The organism is Sorangium sp. So ce296 (genome assembly GCF_051529605.1).
Taxonomy (GTDB): Bacteria; Myxococcota_A; Polyangia; order Polyangiales; family Polyangiaceae; genus Sorangium; species Sorangium cellulosum_D.
In genome coordinates this window covers 5193545-5209252 of sequence record NZ_CP150325.1, presented here as the reverse complement: position 1 = coordinate 5209252, position 15708 = coordinate 5193545, and the positions used below count along the sequence as shown (strand labels likewise).

13 protein-coding genes are annotated in these 15708 nt (G+C 72.4%); 9 read left to right on the top strand and 4 right to left on the bottom strand.

Annotated elements, in window-relative coordinates; genetic code table 11:
* The first annotated feature begins 3 nt into the window (after nt 1-3).
* Both WME98_RS19380 and WME98_RS19375 read left to right on the top strand, forming a co-directional pair.
* The gene (locus WME98_RS19380) at nt 4-2502 is read left to right on the top strand and encodes a sensor domain-containing diguanylate cyclase (RefSeq protein ID WP_437952610.1); all 2499 of its coding nucleotides are present in this window, start codon (nt 4-6) and stop codon (nt 2500-2502) included.
* A gap of 141 nt (nt 2503-2643) precedes the next feature.
* Nucleotides 2644-3000 carry a hypothetical protein gene (locus WME98_RS19375; RefSeq protein WP_437952609.1) on the top strand — a complete coding sequence of 119 codons (357 nt, stop codon included), beginning with the start codon at nt 2644-2646 and terminating at the stop codon, nt 2998-3000.
* A gap of 171 nt (nt 3001-3171) precedes the next feature.
* Here the strand turns inward: WME98_RS19375 and WME98_RS19370 are convergent, their stop codons facing one another.
* The gene (locus WME98_RS19370; RefSeq protein ID WP_437952608.1) at nt 3172-4383 is read right to left on the bottom strand and encodes an outer membrane protein assembly factor BamB family protein; all 1212 of its coding nucleotides are present in this window, start codon (nt 4381-4383) and stop codon (nt 3172-3174) included.
* Between the two features lie 154 nt (nt 4384-4537).
* Nucleotides 4538-5593 carry a CRISPR system precrRNA processing endoribonuclease RAMP protein Cas6 gene (gene cas6 / locus WME98_RS19365; RefSeq protein WP_437952607.1) on the bottom strand — a complete coding sequence of 352 codons (1056 nt, stop codon included), beginning with the start codon at nt 5591-5593 and terminating at the stop codon, nt 4538-4540.
* A gap of 376 nt (nt 5594-5969) precedes the next feature.
* Here cas6 and WME98_RS19360 point away from each other — a divergent pair, with 376 nt between their 5' ends.
* From WME98_RS19360 to WME98_RS19330, 7 genes are read left to right on the top strand one after another with little or no spacing between them, the layout of a single operon-like run.
* On the top strand, nt 5970-7460 hold the full coding sequence (locus WME98_RS19360; RefSeq protein ID WP_437952606.1) for a hypothetical protein: 1491 nt from the start codon (nt 5970-5972) through the stop codon (nt 7458-7460).
* A complete protein-coding gene (locus WME98_RS19355; RefSeq protein ID WP_437952605.1) occupies nt 7457-9286 on the top strand; it encodes an RAMP superfamily CRISPR-associated protein in 1830 nt (609 codons plus the stop codon). Before WME98_RS19360 ends, WME98_RS19355 begins: the two co-directional genes overlap by 4 nt.
* Nucleotides 9287-9296: 10 nt before the next feature.
* A complete protein-coding gene (locus tag WME98_RS19350) occupies nt 9297-9917 on the top strand; it encodes a hypothetical protein (RefSeq protein ID WP_437952604.1) in 621 nt (206 codons plus the stop codon).
* A gap of 1 nt (nt 9918) precedes the next feature.
* Nucleotides 9919-10743: a type III CRISPR-associated RAMP protein Csx7 gene (csx7, locus tag WME98_RS19345; protein WP_437952603.1), complete on the top strand. Its 825-nt coding sequence runs from the start codon at nt 9919-9921 to the stop codon at nt 10741-10743.
* Nucleotides 10737-11726, top strand: coding sequence for a type III CRISPR-associated RAMP protein Csx7 (gene csx7, locus WME98_RS19340; protein WP_437952602.1), 990 nt, complete (start codon nt 10737-10739; stop codon nt 11724-11726). The genes csx7 (WME98_RS19345) and csx7 (WME98_RS19340) overlap by 7 nt, the downstream gene beginning before the upstream one ends.
* The gene (locus WME98_RS19335) at nt 11723-12631 is read left to right on the top strand and encodes an RAMP superfamily CRISPR-associated protein (RefSeq protein ID WP_437952601.1); all 909 of its coding nucleotides are present in this window, start codon (nt 11723-11725) and stop codon (nt 12629-12631) included. The genes csx7 (WME98_RS19340) and WME98_RS19335 overlap by 4 nt, the downstream gene beginning before the upstream one ends.
* On the top strand, nt 12628-13038 hold the full coding sequence (locus tag WME98_RS19330) for a hypothetical protein (protein ID WP_437952600.1): 411 nt from the start codon (nt 12628-12630) through the stop codon (nt 13036-13038). Before WME98_RS19335 ends, WME98_RS19330 begins: the two co-directional genes overlap by 4 nt.
* Here WME98_RS19330 and WME98_RS19325 read toward each other — a convergent pair.
* Both WME98_RS19325 and WME98_RS19320 read right to left on the bottom strand, forming a co-directional pair.
* A complete protein-coding gene (locus tag WME98_RS19325; protein WP_437952599.1) occupies nt 13014-14264 on the bottom strand; it encodes a TIR domain-containing protein in 1251 nt (416 codons plus the stop codon). The genes WME98_RS19330 and WME98_RS19325 overlap by 25 nt on opposite strands.
* Nucleotides 14265-14870: 606 nt before the next feature.
* A complete protein-coding gene (locus WME98_RS19320; protein ID WP_437952598.1) occupies nt 14871-15674 on the bottom strand; it encodes an ExeA family protein in 804 nt (267 codons plus the stop codon).
* Nucleotides 15675-15708: the final 34 nt, after the last annotated feature.

The following is a 15708-nucleotide window of genomic DNA, read 5'->3' as shown; positions in this document are numbered from 1 at the left end:
CCCATGGCCAACCTGGTGCTCGCCGTGCTCACCGCCCGCCGTATCGCGCGCAACGCGGCGCCGCTCGCCTGCGCGCTGGCCCTCGGGGGGCTCGTCGTCCTCGACGCGGCCGAGCCCCTGCCGAAGCTCGCGGCCGCCGTGGCGCTGATCGTGCTGGTCGCGGCGCTCGTCCAGCGGGCGCGGCGGCGCGCGGCCGCCATCGAGGCGAGCGCGCTGCTCGACCTCGAGGTCGGCGCCCTCCTCGTCGTCGCGACGTTCGCCGCGGTCCTCCGCCTCGACGGCTCGCTCGACGGCGACGCCCACGCCGCCCTCTACGTCGTCATCGCCCTCGTGAGCGCGTTCGCCCGCCCCGGCGCGTCGCTCCTCGTCGCGCTCGCCGCCGCGGCCCTCGAGCTCGCCGTCCGCTCGGCCATGGCCAAGCGCGGCGCGCCGATCGCGTGGGGCGCCGCCGCGCCGCACATCGGCTTCATGGCCGTGTTCTCGGTGCTGAACGCGGCCATCCTCCGCGCCGAGATCAGCCGCGTCCGGAAGGCCTCCAACACCCGGCTGAAGGCCGAGATCGAGCGGCTCCGCGACGACGCGCGCAGCTACCGCCTGCTCTCCGCCCCGGCCCAGGCGCGCGGCGCCGCCCAGAAGGGCGACGACGAGCGGCTCGCCCGCTCCGGCGTCGAGGAGATCCACCAGTCGGTGCTCTTCGCGCTGCGCCTCCTGCGCGAGTCGCTCGATCTCTACACCGCGATGCTCCTCTGGCAGAACGACGCCGGCACGCACCTGCGCATCAGCGAGCTCGCGAGCGACGCCCCGAACCTCTCCGAGGGCCCGTTCCTCTCGGGCGACGGCGTCTTCGGCGCGGCGATCACGCAGCGCGCGCCGGTCGTCATCGGCGGCCTCAAGCCCGGCTACAAGCTCCCCTACTACGTCGGCCCCTCCCCGGTGCGCGCCGTGTGCGCGCTGCCGGTGTTCGAGCACGGCCAGCTCCGCGGCGTGCTCGTCGTCGATCGCGTCGAGGACCGGCCGTTCTCGCCGCGGGAGCTCGAGCTCATCGACGAGGCGTGCCGCTACGCCGTGCGCGCCATCCAGAACGAGCGCGTCTTCGTCCAGCTCGAGCGCGCCAAGGTCGAGCAGGGCAAGCTCTACCGCGCCGCCGAGGCGCTCGGCGCCGCCACGACCGAGCCGGGCGTCATCGAGGCGGGGGTCACGAGCGCCCGCGAGATCACGTCGGTCGATTTCGCGGCGGTCACGCTCTACGACGAGGCCCAGAAGGTCCACGAGATCCGCGCCGTGAGCGGCGATGGGGTCGCCGAGCTGACCGGGCAGCGGTTCCGCCACAACGCCGGGCTCGTCTCGATGGTGCTCCAGAACCGCCACCCGCTGCCGTACCGCGGCGAGTACGACGAGAAGCGGCAGGTCGTCTTCACCCGCCGCGTCACCCCGCCGTCGATGCCGTCGATCATCGTGCTCCCGCTCGTCGTCCACGACCGGCCGCTCGGCACGCTGGTCCTCGGCTCGCGGCGGCGCGCGGCCTTCACCGACTCGGTTCGCAGCACGCTCGAGGTCCTCGCGAGCCACATGGCCGTGTCGCTCTCGAACGCGCGGATGATGCGGCGCCTCGAGGAGCTCGCGACCATGGACGGGCTCACCGGGCTGCTCAACAAGCGGGCGATGCTCGAGGTGGCCGACCAGAAGATCACGGCGGCGCGCCGGTTCTCGCGGCGGCTCTCGGTGCTCGTGACCGACATCGACCACTTCAAGAAGGTGAACGACACGTACGGCCACGACGTGGGCGACGTGATCATCAAGGGGCTCGGCGACGTGCTCCGGCGCGCCAAGCGCACGACCGACGCGGTCGCGCGCTTCGGCGGCGAGGAGTTCGTGGTGATCTGCGAGGAGACGGACGCGCGCGGCGCGATGCTGCTGGCCGAGCGCGTGCGCGAAGAGCTCGGCCGGACGACGTTCCACGCGGCCGGGAGCAACGGCCCGGTGCAGTGCCAGGTCACCTGCTCGATCGGGATCGCCACGTACCCCGAGGCGGGCAGCACGTGGGAGGAGCTCTTCAAGGCCGCGGACGAGTCGCTGTACGTCTCGAAGCGGTCGGGCCGGAACCGCTCGACGGCGTGGTCGCCGTCGATGCGGTCCGGCAGCGGCCACCCGCCCGCGCCGGAGGCGAGCGCGCCGACCAAGCCCGCGTCGGAGCCGCCCGCGCCGGCGAGGCCCGCGTCGGAGCCGCCTGCGCCGTCGAGGTCCGCGCCGCCCGCGGCGGCCCGGCCCGCGTCGGCGAGGCCCGCGACGGCGGCGCCCGCGCCGCAGCGCAGGCCGCCCGCGGCGGGCGGCGGCCCGGCGCCCGCGGGGCACGACGGCGCGCCGGCGGCCGGGAGGCGCGCCGCGGCCTCGGGGCCGCCGCCGGCGAAGACGCCCGGCGCGCCCGGCGAGGCCGAGCCCCGGAGCAAGCCGAGGCGTCCGTCGGAGGCTGATCCCTCGAGCAAGCCGAAGACCGCGGCCTGAGGCGGCGCGGCGCGTGCGGCGCGCGGGGCGCGCGGGGCGAGAGGCGCGTGAGGTGCGTGAGGCGGCGCGCGCCGCTTGCGGCGCACACGCGGCGGGAACATAAGCCACCGTGACGCGGCGAGGCGAAGCCAAGGAGGCGCGATGAGCTCGGATCCGGATCGCGACGACCCGAAGGACGATCTCAAGCAGGGGCTGAGCCTGCTCTGGCGCGCGGCGCGCAAGACGGCGGTGGACCTGCGCAAGGACCTCGATCGAACGAGCGTCGGCAAGGCGATCGACGACGCCGGGCGCGAGCTCGTGCGGGCGGCGACCAACGTGGTCGGCCGGATCGGCGCCGAGCTGAGCAAGGGGCCGCCGGCGGCGCCGCCGCGCGAGGAGCGCCCGGAGGGCGGCGCGGAGGCCGGCGCGCCCGAGGCGCGGCCCACGGGGCCCACGCCGGAGGACCCGGGGTTCCGCATCGCGGTCGACCCGGAGGACAAGGGCGAGAAGCCCCGCTGAGGGCGGGCTTCACCGGGATCGGCCGGGGCACGAGAGGGTCGTGGTCGACTGTGCCCGGAGAGAGTCCACATGAAGGCGGGAAGGCGGGAAGATCATTAAGGTTTTCTTCCGGCCTTCCCGCCTTCATGTTCAAATTTGACCACTGCTCACGAGAGGCCCCCCGGAGACGGCTTACGGGGGGCCGGCCGGGGTCGCGGAGCGCCCTGGGCGCCGCGCCGCGAGCGCCGCGGCGGTGAGCCCGTCGGCCTGCACCACGCACGCCTGGACCGGCCGGTCGAGCGACGCGCGCCCTGTCACGGCGCCGCCCTGCGCGTCGAAGAACGTGATCCCGCCGCGCGCGTCGCACAGCGCGAAGCCGCCGGCGTACGCCGCGCCGCCGAGGAAGTCGGCCTCTCCTGCGTGGGCCCACGCGAGCGCGCCCGTGCGCGCGTTGATGCCGACAGCGGCCCGGTAGTACGTCGCCACGAAGCGCTCCGCCTCGATGCCGGGCGGTCCGGAGGCGCGGGGGCGGGCGTAGAGGCGCGCCCTGTCCTCGGCCGAGGCGACGGGCGCGAGCACCTCGGTCCCGTCGCTCATCCAGATCGGCGCCCCGGGCAGCTCGCGCGCTGGCAGCCGCGCGGTCGACGCGCGCCCGGCCGCGCCGAGGCCGATGGCCGCGTCGAAGCGCGTCGCCGCCGAGCCGCCGCCGAAGAAGACGGCGCCGCCGAGCAGGAACGCGCGGCTCACCTCGGTGCGGAGCAGCGCCCGCGCCGCCTCGCGGCCCGTCTGCAGGTCGAAGACCGTGACGTACCGCCCCTGCCACGGCAGGAACGCGTAGCGCCCCACGACGGCGGGCACGCCGATGTCGGCGTCGTCCTCGATCTGGCGCTGCACCATCCCGTCGTGGCCGATGGCGAGCACCACGCTCATGGTGCCGGTGGTCGACACGAGCGACACCACGGTGGTCTCGCCGTCGTCGCCCGCGCCGCGGAGCCTGCCGCCGGCCCTCCGCATCCAGAGCAGCTCGCCGGTGCGCGCGTCGAGCGCGAACAGCTCGCCCTGGCCGAGCCCGACGACGACGCTCCCCGCGACGGCCGGCCGCCCGTCGAGCGGGTGCTCGAAGGTCCACGCGGGGCCGCCGCCGAGCGGCACCCCGACGAGCTGGCGCGCTCCTGTGGCGGCCACGACGCCGACGGCCACGTCGGCGCCGAGGGGGATGGGTCTCCCGGCGAACCGCCGCTGGAAGGCGGCGATCCCGGCGCCGCCGTCGTCCTTCCAGCGCGGATCGAAGGCCTCGCCCTGCGTCTGGCCGCCGCCGCAGGCGACGGACAGCGCCGAGAGCACGGCGCCCGCCGCGAGGACGAGCGCGCGGGCGGCGGCGCGGGGCGGGCGCGGGGATCGCATGCGAGGGGTCCTGCGGCGGTCGTAGCGCGGCTCCGGTTGGTCGAGCAAGGAAGCGGTCCGGCAGGCGGCGGTGACCCGGGCGCGCCGTTCAGCCGCTTCAGACCGCCGGGCGCGGCTTCGGGACGCAGAGCGGTGTGCCCGGCCCCGTCACTCGTCAAGCGGCCCCACCGGGCGCGGGCGCGCCGTGGGCATCCACCGTGATGCGGCCCAGGCCGAAGCTCGTCGCCTTGCCGATGTGGATGGCCTCGGCGAGGCGGAGGATCGGGACGAAGGCGGTGAGCGGGCCATCGAAGGAGATCTCGCCGAGGAGTCCCTGCATCTCGTGTGTGCCGCGGCGTGTGGAGCGGCGCTTCCAGCCGGCACGGCGGAGCGAGGTGGCGCCGGTACGGACCTGGGCGGCGAGGGCGTCGAGGCGCTGGAAGCGAGCGTCGTCGTCTGGCTCGGGGGTGCCGTAGAGCGCGGCGAGGACGGTGAGCCGACGATAGATGGATCGGAAGAGGAAGCGAAAGTCGAGATCGACCGCGAGGCTGTCACCGCGCTCGAGCCAGGCGGGGGTGTCGAAGGTGATGCGGACGCGGTGGACGGTGGAGCTCGGCGGCGGATCGAGGCCGATACGATGCGCGCGCGGGCCGATCTGGGCGGCGGATTCGAGGCGGAGGCAGACGCCTTCGCGGCCGAGGGGGATCACGTCGAAGGCTTCGAGAGCGGTAAAGAGGACATCGGTGTCACCGGGGTGCGTGGGGCCGAGGAGCCGCAGGCGTATCTTGAAAGGAAGGGAGTCGTGCGGGGCGAGATGGCGGGCGCCCGGCGGGGGAAACAACGGCAGGAGAGGCTGAGGGGCGCGGGTTTGACCGCGCACGAAGGGGTGCGGGCTTGGTTCCGGGGGAAGGGGGTCGAAGAGGCGCGTGTAGGTGCATCGGCGAGGCTCTGCACAGTCGGCGGCGCACGGCGGCGAGGCGGTGAGCGAGGCGGCGTGGCAGGCGACGCGGCGCAGGGCGCGGCCGAGCGCGCCGCGGAGGAGGCTCCCGCTGTGGTGTGGGAGCCGGAAGGGGCGGCAGGCGCGGTAGGCGGCCTGGAAGTCGGTCGCGCGGAGCTGCATGGAGAGAGGATCGCCGCCGGCAAGCGCGCTGGCGAGGCAAATGAAGAGCGATCCTCCGGGCCACGCGAGCACGGCTGTATTAACCCAGGTGATCGCAGGGCAGGTTCCCACTTGACGCGCTCGACGGCGCTCGGCATATGTCGTTGTACGCTGGCCTGCCAGCGTGCCGTTCTGGATGCATGTACGCATCCAGGAGAGGGGGGGCGATGATCTGGCGGATAGGCTCCAGGTGACCGCAGAGCAGGCGGAGCTCCGGATCGCGCGGCTGACGCGGGGCCTCGCGGAGCTAGGGCTGTCGATGGAGCTGGCTGGCTCGGTGATCGCCGGGCGCGATGGCTCGCGGCTCCCGACAGAGAGAGACCTGGCCCTGGTGGCCTTTGACGCCGATTCCGTGCAGGCTCAGGTCTTCGCGTCACCTCGGCCGGTTACTATCGCTGGAGCGAGCCGTGTTCTGCAGAGATGGGACGCGCGTCTCGGCGGTGGGGAGGTGCTGGGCACGCACGCCGCGGTGCTGTTCGCCGGGGGTGGGCAAGCGACGATGCTCGTACGGCGGGAGCACGCCCCTCGAATCGAGGAGACGCTGCTGCAGGAGTTTGCGAGGCACACGGCCGGTGCGCCCTGCTCCGTGGCGTGCCTGCCGCTGTCGGCCAGGGAGCTGGTGGAAGGGCCGCGCGGGGCGGCAGCGAGCACACCCGCGCTGAAAGGCGCGCTCGCGCGCCGACTTGCCTGGTCGCCGAGGGGGGCCGGAGGGTTCGGCGCCTGCATGGCGACGCTCTCGTTCTTGTTGAGGCACCGCAAGGGTGCGCCGGCCCGAGCCGCGTGGGACGAGTCCGCCGCGGCGCGGTGTGAGGAGTGCGCGGAGCGACCGCGCGCCACGGATAACCGCTGTATCCGCTGCGGGCACAACCGACGCCAGGGGCAGCAAGGAAAGAAGCAGTTCGACGAGGCGCGCGACCTCGCGGAGATCCTCGGCGACCCCGCGGGGAGCGGCAGCGAAGGCGCCGAGGTCCAGCGAGCACGCCACCTCGCATTCATCAAGCTCGACGGCCACGGCGTCGGTACCTTGCTGGAGAGGCTGCGCACGATGGCGCAGTACGCCGCAGTGTCCTGCGCGTTGCAGCGGGCCTTCGAGCTCGACCCGGCGACGCGCGACGCGGAGCTAGGGAAGCTTGGGGTGTCCGCGGGGCGGTATCAACTGCCCATCGCTGGCGGGGACGATCTCTTGATCGTCGTCCCCGGGCATTTCCGCCGGCCGGATGGAGGCCAGGGCGATGCGCTCACGCTCGCGGCGGACCTCGCGAAGCGAGCGGAAGGCGCCTTCGACGAGGTGGCGCTGGAGAACTATTTCGACGCGGATCGCGATCTCCTGCGCCACGTGCGCCGGCTCGGCGCCGGGGTCGGCGTGGTGCTGACGTCGGGGATCCCCGCCCGGTTCTGCTTCGACTATGCGAGCGAGCTGGTCCGTTCTGCGAAGGACGCCATCAGCGACGGGGAGGAGGGGGCGCGGTCGGCCGTCGATTTCGTCGTCCTTCGAGGCGGCTCGCCCGTGTCGTCGTCCGTTCGCAGCCTCCGTGATGCGCAGACGATGCCCCTCGTCATGCAGCTCGGGCAGCATCGAATCGGCGCGCTCAGGCGTTCGCGGTGTCCGTATCCACTGGCGGACTTCCGGCGGATGCTCGACCGTGCGCGGCAGCTCGCGCGGGTGTCGCGCGCGGCGCTTCACGACCTGCGCGCCGCCATGCAGCAGCCGGAGGTGGGGCTGCTCGCGGTCCGCTATCAGATGGTCCGCGACTCAGCGCTCCGGAACGCGCTTGTTGGAGACCAGCCGCTCGCCGCCGTGCCACCCGAGATCTGCGAGTGGGTGATGGCGCCCGTCGGAAACCCCAAGGCTTCGACGACGTGGGCGACGGGGCTCACCGATCTCCTCGAGGCAGCGCGCTTCGTCGGCGGGATGCGCGCTGAGGAGGACGCAGGGTGATCCTTCGTGCGGAGCTGGTCGTGCGGCTCGAGGGGGCGCTCCTCGTCGGCGGCTACGCGACGGCGGAAGGCCACCTGGACGCAACGACCGCCGTCGACGCGGCCGGCGTGCCGGTGATCCCGACCTCTGCGCTCCGAGGCGCGCTGCGCGAGGCCTGCACGCGCCTGGCGCGCGGCGAGGGAGCGCATGCGTGTACGCTCGACGCGCCTTGCCACGGAAACTGCGTGGTATGCGCCCTTTTCGGGGCGCCGGGGTCGGGCACCGACGCTGTGCTCGCCGGCACATCGGTCGAAGGGGGATCCCCCGGGCGGCTCATGCTGGGGGATGCCCGGCCAGGGTCTTCGCTGAAGCAGCCGGAGCGTGCGCTCCGCGTGCGGTATGGGGTGGGCATCGACCGCCAGCGCCGGGCGGCGACGCCGCAGGTGCTGTTCGAGCGCGAGGTGCTGGACGTGCCGGGTCTGGAGCTCATCGCGCCTGTGGTTGCGGAGGGGCTCCAGCCGGAAGCCTGGTCGCTCTTCGAGCGGGCGTTGCCGCTGGTGACCGGGCTAGGCAACAGCAAGAGCCGAGGACTCGGCCGCGTGCAGGTCACGTTGCGATCCGCGGCGCTGGCCGCGTCGGCGCCGGTGCACGCTTTCCCCGCCAACGTTCCCGACGGCGAGCTGGGCATCGTGGAAATCGAGGCGCTCGAGCCGCTGGTGCTGGGTGCGCTCTCGCAGACATCGAATTTCCTCGAGACGCTCTCCTTCGTGCCCGGCAGCACGCTCCGGGGTGCCCTGGGCAATGCGGCCGCGCGCCTCGGGACAGGGCCGGAGTTCCACGAGATCATCGTGGAGCCGAGCACGTGCCTCCTGTTCTCGGACGCGCTTCCGGCGCGGCGGGGCGACGCGGCCCTGCCGGTCCCTGTCCCCAGGTCTTCGCTCGCCTGCAAGCACGCGGAGCGAGCCGACCACCGCGCCCGGAGCTCGCCGGCGCAGGGTGGGCTGCCCATGCCGCGGGATGGGCTGCTGAACCTTGCGCTGGTCCCCCACCTTCTGGAGCGCCATGGCGGTTCGGTCGTCAGCCACCGTTGCCCCGTCCCGACGTGCCATGGTCCGCTCCGGGGAGCGCAGGGACAATGGCCTCCGGTCCCGCTCCAGCGCCGGGTGGTGACGCGCCTGGCTCGGGACGTCTACACCGGCTCGGCGCTGCATGGGATGCTCTACACCGTGACGCAGATCGAGGCTGGGTCCGTGTTCCTCGGCACGGTGGCGCGGCTCTCGGCGCGCGCTCTCGACTTGCTGCGCCGCCTTTCCAGCGTCGAGCTGCGGCTTGGGGGTGGACGGAGCCGCGGCCAGGGCCGCATACGGCTGACGATCCGTGCGGGCGGTGTCGGCCTCGGGGCGGCTGCCGTCGCGGCGCGGCGCAAGCATTACGGGGAGGCCATCAGAGATGCGCTGCCCCTGCTCGGCGAGCGCGCTGGCCTCAAGGCGAGGGGCGCGCTGGCCGTGCTGGCGCGGACCGACCTGGCGCTCGCTCCTGAGCGCTGCCCGGAGCTGCTTCTGAAGGCGCTTTATGGCCCGGATGCGCCGCGGGCGCGCTGCGTGGCTGCGGCCCAGGGGACCGGGTGGCGGTCCGGATGGAGCGAGGGGAAGAACGGCGCGCCGGCCGGGCCGCGGCCGCTGATGCCCGTCGTCGCGGGCGGGTCGGCGTGGCTGTTCGTGCACGAGCGTGGCGTCGCCCCGAACGACGCGCGGCTCGCCCAGCTCGAAGCCGAGGGGATAGGCGCGCTGCGTGAGCTGGGGCTCGGGCGGCTCGTCCTCGATCATGAGCTGTTCTGCGCCGGGTGAGGTGGTGACCATGGCAGAAGATGTGCGGACGTGGGTCGAGGCGCGTCGTGCAACGCTGGCGAAGCGCGCGTGGTCGTTCGCGGAGAAGCAGGAGATCAAGTCGAAGCTCGCCCGGATGGAGCCGACCGCGATCCGGACGCTGCTCGGGGCGACCATCCAGGCGAGCTGCCTGCTCGAGGTGCAGATGCTCCTGCGCTATCAGCAGGGCCGGGACAAGGACAAGTGGGACGCCGGGCTGGTGTCGAGCCTGGAGAGCGAGCTGACAGAGCTGGTTTCGAAGGCGGAGGTCAGCAGCTTGCCCGAGGGCGACCGCGATCTCGCTTCGGTGCAGCTCGCCGTGGCTTACCTCGGCTTCCTGGTGATGCTGCACCGGTACTACCACGCGGCCGAGGCGGAGTCGGCCGCGGCCGCGAAGCAGTCGTCTGCGGCTGGCAGGGAGCCGGTCGGGACGGAGAAGGGGTCAGCCGGAGCGGCGAAGGGCTCGTCTGCGGCCGGTCCCGGCAGCCCCGGGGAGCGCAAGGGTGGTACCGGGCCTCACGGCGGGGCGGAGGGGCCTCACGACGGCCGGTCGGCGCAGGGAGATCGCCGAGGTGGGGCCCGGGAGGGGTTCCGCGGCGACAGGAGAAGGTGAGATGTTCTTCGATCGGTTCACCCGGAGGGTGGAGATCGATGCCACGCTGGCGTGCCAGACAGCGCTGCGCATCGGGACGGGCAAGGTTGCCGGTGACATCGCGGCGTCCGATCTGCCGGTCCTGAAGGATGGGCGCGGTGAGCCGCTCGTTCCGGGTGCCTCCCTGAAGGGTGCGATCCGGAGCGCCCTCGAGGCGGTGCTCCGCGGCATTCCGGAAGACCCCTCGGCAAGCAAGGCGTGGGCCTGCGATCCCTTCCTGGATCCGTGCGTCGATCCACGCGAGGAGGATCGGTCGGTCGACCAGATGCGGCTCGCGGAGCGCGCGGTATGGCAGCGCGAGCGGGTAAAGGCGGCCTGTCGCGCTTGCCAGACCTTCGGCACGGCGGGGCTCGCTTCACACGTCGTCTTCCAGGACGCACGTCCCCGGGGACGTGCGCGGGTGGAGCGGCGGGATGGGGTGGCGATCGACCGGGATCTCGGACGCGTCTCGGGTGGTATGAAATATGATTTCGAGGTCCTCGCGGCCGGGGCGGAGCTGTCCTTCAGCGTGGCGGTCGACTCGGCCGCGCCGTGGCAGGAAGGTTTGCTGGTGCTGGGGCTGGATCTCCTCGATCAGGGCTTCATCCGGATCGGCGGGGCGACGTCCCGGGGGCTCGGGCGGGTCGCGCTTCAGGGTGCCCGCGTCAGGTTGCTCGACATCGGTCGGCTGCGGGCGGGTCAGGGACCGACGGAGCTGACCTGGGACGAATTCCGGCAGGCCTCGCTGGCGGCGTGGGCGCGCGAGATCGATGCGGCGCATGAGGCCGCGGAGGAACGGGCATGCTGAAGCTCGTTGTCAACCGCGTACGGATCGATCTGAAGATCACGCCGGAGACGCCGCTGCTGATCAAAGCCGGCGACAAGGGGGCAGCGATGCTTCACCCCGAGCGGCCTGCCCTGATGTTCGTACGGACGGGCTCGCGGGAACGAGAGACCGTGTATATCCCGGGTTCCAGCCTGAAAGGCGTGTTCCGCTCGTCGGCGGAGCGGGTGCTGCGCACCGTGGAGCTGGAGGCCTGCGATCCGCTCGATCACGACAGCCCATGTCACAGAGCCGCTGGCGCTCTCGCGGACGAGCTCGCCCGGAAACGGGGCGGTGTCGACCCGCGCGGCGAGGCCGCCGAGCGGGTGGACCATCCGCAAGCCGATGTGTACCGGATGTTGTGCCACGCCTGCCGCACCTTCGGGAGCCAGGCGCTCGCATCGCGGGTGTCCTTCGCCGACGCCTACCCGCCGGAGGGCGATCGGGCGCGCGCGAACACGACCGAGCAGCGCAGCAGCGTCGCGATCGACCGGCAGACGGGCGGCCCTGGGAAGGGCAAGCTCTTCGATATGGAGCTGGTCACCGGCGGTTCATTCGACACCTCGATTCACCTCACCAATGTGGAGCTCTGGCAGCTCGCGCTGGTCGGGCTGGTGCTGCATGACATCGAGGCAGGCTTCGTGCGTCTCGGCTCGTCGAAGAGCCGGGGGCTCGGCCAGGTCAAGGTCGAGCCCGTGCGGCTGGTCTTCGAACAGACCGACCCGCGCCGGCGGCTCGATCGGCCCGCGGGCGTCGGCGCGCTGCGGCCGGATCTCGTCAAGCCCTACGGTCTGCGCGCCGGCGCGACGGACCTCGTGGGGGGCGCGTACGGCGGCGAGGAGGACCCCGCGTCGGTCGGGCGTCGCTGGCGCTGGACCGGCTCCACGGCGGCCTGGGCGCTGCTCGACGGATGCGCCGGCGAGCCCTGGACGGCGCTCTGCGACGCCGGGAGCCAGCGGAACGCATGAGCGGCCCTGACGATCGCCGGGCACCGCCGCCGACGTACACGATCCTGCCCACGGCGCGCGCGCAAAGCGACGTTCCGCCGCTCCGTGATCGCGCTCATGACCGGACGGATCCCGAAAAGCTGTCGGGCTGGATCGAGCTGCGGCTGACCACGATCGATCACCTCCACATGGGCAGCGGCGTCTCGAACCAGTGGTCCATCGGGCCGCGGGACACGCGGCTCGTACGGGACATCGTGGTGCAGCGGTTCGGTGACGGCGAGGCGCCGGTGATCCCCGGCGCGTCGCTCAAGGGGGCGGTGCGGAGCATCGCGGAGGCGCTGGGCGGCGGTTGTGACTTGAAGGGGACGTGTTCGCCTCCCTGCGCGATCTGCGCGCTCTTCGGTCACCTGCTCCCCAGGGGCGGATACCTGGGTCGGGTCGGGTTCGGTGACGCTCATCCGGTAGATAGGGAGCGCGCCACGGCGAGCATCGTGGCGGTGGACGGGCCGATGCCGCGGGAGCCGAAGCTGAAGAAGGGGCGCCGGATTTACCGTGGGGATCATCGATGGAGCGAGAGGCCGGTCCTCTACGCGGCGGTGAAGCCCGACGTGTCTTTCACCTCCCGGCTCAACCTCCACAATGTGACCCACGTCGAGGCTGGGCTCGTCCTCCTTGCCGCCGGAGCGGACGGCTCGTTCCGGCTGCGCATCGGCGGCGGCAAATTCGGCGGCTTCGGCCGGATCCGGACGGAGGTGGCGGGTGCCCTGTTGCGGCGGGACTACCGTACGCCGAAGCCGACCGACCTCGGCGAGGTGGAGGCCACGAAGCTGGCGCAGGACGCCATGAAAGGGGCCATGGCACACCTTCCAAAGTCCGCGCAGCACGTGCTCGAAGTGCTCCAGGCGACGCCGGGGCATGATCGATGATCGCGCGGGAGCGCATCAAGCCGCTGCTGGGCGAGGCGGAGCGCCTGGCCGATTCGCTGAGGCGGTATCGAGCTCCCGGCTCGGACGATCCGGTGGATCCATCGCGTCTCGCGGAGCTGCACCGCTATCTCCGGATGGTCCGAGACGTTCAGCAGCTCGGAGGCTTCCTCAACCTCCTGCCGACCTCGTTCCACGCGAAAATGTCGAAGAGCGCACGCCCGCAGCTCCTCGAGATCGCGAAGCAGGTCCGTCCTCTCCTGGAGCGGGTGAGCGATCCGGACGAGCTACTCTACGTGCTCGGCTGGGCCCAGCGGCTCCTGGTGACGGAGGAGCGGCGGACCGGGTTGGGCGTCGACGCCTCCGGAGCCGAGCGCTCCGACGATCAAGGCATGGGCAGCTCCACGTAGGCGCCGGCGCCGTGGTCCCATTCCATGATGCGCAGTGCGGGGATCACGTGCGGCGTCAGGTTGGCGGCGGCGAGCAGGGCCACGTGGTTGGCCGTGGTCCAGAAGAGCACCACCTCGCGTACCCCGTGGTCGTGGCGGAGGCGCTCGACCGCCGCGACGATGTCCGCGACCAGCTTCATGGCCTGGTCCGAGTCTGCGATGAGCCCGGACTCGATCCAGAGGAGCGGCGTGCCCGGGACCGCCTGCTCCGCGAGCCGTGCGTATCTCGCAGACGAGCCGACCCCCAGCGCGACCACGGGCTGGGACGGCAGCAGGGTCCCGGAGACGGGCCTGGCGCAGGCGGGATCGCCGCCCGGGAGGGGTGTATGCCTCACCTGTCCCTTGTTCGTGACGGGCACCCCGTTCCTGTCGTAGCCGTACAGGTCCACGGACGTCGTGCGGTTGAAGTGCCGCCCGACCGCCCACACGAGCCCGGCCTGGGCTTCTCCCAGGACCCGCACCTTGCGCGGATCTCCGCGGAGCGTGCCGAGCGCGTTGGACAGGGCCCATGTCAGGCTCTGCGCCGCGTGCTGCCAGTCGGCCCCGGAGAGCAGCTCTCGCTGCTCGCGCGGCGCGAGGCCCGGCCGGAAGGTCAGCGCCGGGATGTCGAGGCTGGCGACGTTCGCGGGCACCGGCGGCGGGCCGCGGCGAGGTCCGTTCCCGCGCTGGTCCAGGACGATCGCGATCTCGGACCATGTCGCGGGGATGGTGCGCCGGTACGCCGCGGCGGCGATCTTCTCGGCGATGGCTTCCGGATCAGGGTTCAAGGGGTTGTTCTTGTCGAGGAAGCCGAGCTGGTTGACCTTGTCTCCGTCGGGGTGGAGGAACCGAGTGCGCAGCCGCTCGTGTTGCCGCACCAGCTTGAGCGGATCGCCCAGGTAGACGGGCAGGAGGTGCTCGACGCCGTCCGCGGCCTCGATCGCCCAGCGTAGCTCGTCCTTGCACCAGTCCGACGCGACGGCGGCGTCGGACAGGAAGATGGTCATCGTGGCCTGACGCTGGACGGCCTGCTTCAGCGCTGCGTCGAGCGGCCCGAGCGCGAGCTCTTCCTTGTCCAGCCACGCGAGGACGCCGCGCCGCGCGAGCTGCTTCGCGACGTCATCGACGAGGGGTTTGTCGGACGACGCGTGGGACAGGAAGGTGGAGACGAAGCGCATGCGGCTGGCGGTGGCCTGGGACGTGGTCATACGGCTCCTCGGCCGGACGGGCGCGCCGGCTCCGCGGGATGGTAGCGGCGCGGGGGGACCGAGCACAAGGCGGCCGCGAGGTCGGCGTGCTCGCCACCCAGGGATCCTGGTGCGATGCCCCTGGAGCGGACATGGGCCGTCCTGGTCGCAAGAACGTAGCGCGCCACGGTCGCTCCGCCACTCGCTGCGTCCGTGCTCGTGGCACCGACACGCCCCGCGAGCTCTTCAGATCTACCGACATCTCAAACAGCCTCGAAAGACCTCAACGACATGCAAGCATGCATACCCCATTCGGAGGCTCAAGACACCGATGACCCATCAGGCTACAGCGATTTTCAATGCCATTTGAGCAGGCATGTCTCCTTCGGGGAGCTGTTACCGAGCCGACTGGCTAGTGTCACTGCGCTCCGCCTGGAGGATGGCCATCTCGCGGCCGCTCGGCAGGGTCTCATCTGCGCCGAGGGCCATCGCGGGCGTTGCCCCGACGCCGCTCGTTGCGATGGGCATCCTGCCGGCCACCGCCCCTTGCGGCGAGGCGATGGCCATCGTGGACCTGAGCGACTTAGCCCGCGAGGCCGATGAGCCTCGCGGGCTGCACGCCGCCGCTTAGCCGAGCGACGAGGAGAGCGTGAGCGTCTCCGCAACGCGGGCGACCACGTCGCGGTCGACCAGCTTCCGCTTGCGGCGCGCCGATTCCCGCATCGCCGCCGAGGCGAGGCGGTCGATCTCGCGCAGCGAGCCGGACGCGAGCTCATGCAGAGCGGTGAGCGACTCGCGTGAGAAGAGCTCGTGGTCCGCGCCGGCGCCCTTCAGCCGGAAGGCCACGTACTCCGCCGTGTCGTCCACCGTTGCTGGCTCGATCATGAAGCGGTGGTGGATGCGAGTGAGCAGCGAGCGGTGGGAGCGCAGCGCCATCCGGCCCTCCAGCTCCGGAAGGCCGACAAGGACAATCGACAGAAGAGCGCGGCTGTCCCACTCGTGGTTCAAGAGGATATGCAAATGCGCCATCATGTCCGGGTGGAGCAGATGGGCCTCGTCGAGCAGAAACACCGGGTGCACCTGATCCCTGCGCAACTCATGGACATGCCGCTCGACGGCGAGGAACAGGCTCGCGGCGCTCGATGTCGGCTGCAGGCCGAGCGCGTGGCAGAGGTAGCGGTAGAAGTCGCGCCGGCCGAGCGTCGCATTGTGGCAGTAGGTCAGGCGGAAGCCGGCCTGGGGTAGCCGATGCCGCAAGGTAACCGCCCGACAGGCGCCATCTTGTGCCGTCGCGCTCCCGCGAGCACGCTCCGCCGTTTCGCCGCTGCGAGCCGTGCGCGCGCGTTCGCAGGCGGCGAGGCCCGCGCGGAGTGGCGCCCGGCGCAGCTGCGGCCGTCCGCGGCCATACGCGACCGCGTCGCCGCAGCGCACCAGGCGGCGGCTCTCGCGCTCCCCGCGATCTGTT